General features: G+C 37.0%; 6 protein-coding genes. All 6 read right to left on the bottom strand.

The annotated features are described in order from the left end of the window. Positions 1-22: 22 nt before the first annotated feature. Entirely contained in the window at positions 23-376 is a 354-nt protein-coding gene (locus FJR37_RS14310) for a type II toxin-antitoxin system HicB family antitoxin (RefSeq protein ID WP_039201632.1), read from the bottom strand. Then, on the bottom strand, positions 373-666 hold the full coding sequence (locus tag FJR37_RS14305; protein ID WP_217355281.1) for a type II toxin-antitoxin system HicA family toxin: 294 nt from the start codon (positions 664-666) through the stop codon (positions 373-375). The genes FJR37_RS14310 and FJR37_RS14305 overlap by 4 nt, the downstream gene beginning before the upstream one ends. A gap of 724 nt (positions 667-1,390) precedes the next feature. After that, complete coding sequence (locus tag FJR37_RS14300) at positions 1,391-1,777, bottom strand: DUF6516 family protein (protein WP_168466312.1); 387 nt, start codon at positions 1,775-1,777, stop codon at positions 1,391-1,393. Beyond that, a complete protein-coding gene (locus FJR37_RS14295) occupies positions 1,752-2,066 on the bottom strand; it encodes a hypothetical protein (RefSeq protein WP_168466311.1) in 315 nt (104 codons plus the stop codon). Before FJR37_RS14295 ends, FJR37_RS14300 begins: the two co-directional genes overlap by 26 nt. A gap of 130 nt (positions 2,067-2,196) precedes the next feature. After that, positions 2,197-2,538, bottom strand: coding sequence for a DUF5615 family PIN-like protein (locus tag FJR37_RS14290; RefSeq protein ID WP_039201635.1), 342 nt, complete (start codon positions 2,536-2,538; stop codon positions 2,197-2,199). Continuing rightward, on the bottom strand, positions 2,535-2,759 hold the full coding sequence (locus FJR37_RS14285) for a DUF433 domain-containing protein (RefSeq protein WP_039201637.1): 225 nt from the start codon (positions 2,757-2,759) through the stop codon (positions 2,535-2,537). Before FJR37_RS14285 ends, FJR37_RS14290 begins: the two co-directional genes overlap by 4 nt. Positions 2,760-2,972: the final 213 nt, after the last annotated feature.

The raw sequence follows: 2,972 nt of genomic DNA, 5'->3' as shown, positions 1-2,972 counted from the left end.
GCCACTTCATATCCCGAATTCCTCAAGCATTTTCTAAAGATTCCCCTTTCAAATAACGTTCCAGTGCATCCGTCACCAACTTATTAAGATTTACCCCCCGTTGTTGAGCAAATAACGCCGCTTGACGATGAAGTTGGCTACCTACACGGACATTAAAACTCCCCTTAAATGGCTTCTCAGGCTCAATCCCTTTTTCTTCACAAAGAGACAAATAATCATCAATTGCTTCCTCAAAACTAGCCCTGAGACTAGCCACATCTTCCCCTTCAAAACTAATTAAACTGCGGATATATTCCACCTGTCCGTAGAAGGTTTTATCATCATCACTATAGTGAATAGACCCGAAATAATCCTTGTATTGCATCATGTTATTCATAGCAATTCTTCCCCTTGGAGAATCTCAATAATCTGTTCAATCTGATATCGTTTGAGAATATTTTGAGGATGGGGTTTATGTAACGTAATAATCACTCCCGCATCATTGAGAAAACGCCGCCGAGAACCTCCCGTTTTACCTGTGCTGACTTCCTCAAACCCAAACCCCGAAAGCAAGCTGACTAACTCCTCCCAGGTGAAATCCTTGGGAATGCTAAGAAACCGCTTAATTAATTTCTCCCTGCGGGTCATGAGAACTCCCGACTGCTTACTTCCATTATCTGTCCTCAACGATTTTTTGCAACTAAAATTAGTTACATTATCACATTAAACCGATTACCGATTTTAGGCGTTGCTGAATTAGGGTATGAAATTGAAAAATCAATCATTTCAACCTCTTACTCTCTGCGACTCTGCGCCTCTGCGTGAAACAAAATCATACTCTTAATCAGCAACGCCCGATTTTGGCGTTGCAGTGCTTTGGGTATCCCATAATAACTGTTGAATCTTAATATCAGCACTTTACTATTAGTAAATAATAACATTTTTGTTGATAAATGTCCCAATAAATTACTATCCTTAATAACTCTAATCGCACCAAAATAAGGTTGTTAATTTGAGGATAATAGGATTTACGCATTGACAAGATTCCCCAAATATGCGAGGTAAATTTTATCCCTTGTAGGGTGCGTCAGACACGATATTTTGACAAAAAAACAGATTCCCTCTATCTGACGCACCCTACTCAATAAGTTATTCCCAAAGCCGAAAACGACGCAATTTCGTTCATTCATATCATGGTAAATTAGTGAGCGTGCGTAAGTCCTAGATAATTAATTGTCTGAATCAGGATTTCCAGGATTTCAGGATTTACAGGATGAGGTATCCGGTGGTTAATTGGTGGCGATCGCTGTCCCTATATCCCTAGATCCCCGACTTCTTCAAGAAGTCGGGGATCTGAAATAACTCTGTGGGAATTTGTCTGATAGCATAGTGTACCAGGATTGGAAAGTTGTCAAGTATCCTCTAAATAGTCCCTAATAATCTCTAAAATCACTTGTTCAAGCTCTGGAATTGTAGATGGGATAATTTCATCTTTAATATGCTTATGATCTGCGTAGCCCAAATCAGGTTTGTGTTTGGCATTATCATAGCGAAATATTAAGTTGTTTTCATTGTCTTGATAATGGAATGAATAAGAGAGCTTTTCTAATGATTCTTGTAGATCAATATATTCTTTGAAAAATAAGCGACTCCCCCGTGAAAATTCTAAATTTCCCTGGATAAACCCGACATAGTTTGATCTAGCATCTACTGAAAAATTAAAGGATATAATCCACCCTTGGTTCACATATTTTTGAATAATGACAACAATATTAGCTTGGTAATTGTTGAGTGACATATTCTATAGTATCCAACTTTTGTAAAGCCTTAATTAATTTGTCCTTAATTTTAATTTCTCCCGCCCAACTTACATATTCATCGTCCCCTCCTGATAGGTTTTCTGCTGTCCAATTAGTCCAGAAAAATTCTGATGAAACTTGATATTTTGTCTCAAATTCTTGCAATAATTTATTAGTTTTCTCTAAGGATCTTTGTAAATTTTTAATCTCAGATTCAATAGCTCCTTTAATTAGGTTTTGGACGATTTCAACGTCGGGAGAATCAGATTTAATTTGTACTTGTAACATAAGGTTTACTTCTTGTCGTTACTAATTAATTGTAGCATTTGTCTGATAGGGTGGCGCAGGGAAATTGTCTGATAGCTTGCAAGATGTGATTTATCATTTTAAGCGATCGCTTTCTAGTATCAAACATTAATTATTTAAAAGCTTCAATCTGATCCAAATAAATATTAATTAACTGATGATCAGCCACTAAAATTTCAATTTCTGGCCAAACTCTGGACAGGAGTGAGTGAAATTGACGTTTTCGCACATTCCCAAAGCGTAGATGTACTACTTTAGGCGGGAGTAAATCAACCATCATGCGATCAGAAAAATCTGCATCTTTGGTAACAATTACCAGTTTTCTTTCTTTCGCATACTGCCATATTTGGGTATCACTTGGACTGTTACCTAAGATTGAAACATGGACAATGGGTAAAGATGGAGTAAATTGAATTTTCACGGGTAGATTTTCATCGAATAAAAACCCATTCATGCGATTTTTCTCACTTCGTAGTGATTCCCCATCAACTTTGCTGCAAATTGAATACAAGCATAAATATCTTCTCGTTGTAGAGAGGGGTACTCTTCCAGAATTTCCTCAATTGAATCACCAGCACCTAAAAACTCCATAATTGTTTGTACAGAAATTCGAGTATTAGTAATAATAGGTCGTCCATTGCAAATATCTGGATGAATAGTTATTCTGCTTTCCATTTTGTTTACTTCTTGTCGTTACGGATTAATTGTAGCATTTGTCTGATAGCGTGGTGCAAGCTGTGTGAGGATTTCCAGGATGAGGGATCTATTTGCAGAGGAGGTTGCTAATTTGACGGTGATTAATTGTCTGAATCAGGATTTCCAGGATTTTAGGATTTACAGGATGATGGATCTGTTTGTAAATGATGTTGCTAATTTGACGCTGATTAA

The sequence above is a fragment of the Aphanizomenon sp. UHCC 0183 genome (assembly GCF_009712065.1).
GTDB classification, from domain to species: domain Bacteria; phylum Cyanobacteriota; class Cyanobacteriia; order Cyanobacteriales; family Nostocaceae; genus Dolichospermum; species Dolichospermum heterosporum.
Note: the sequence above shows the minus strand (reverse complement) of the source record. Positions and strands in the feature narration are given on the sequence as shown.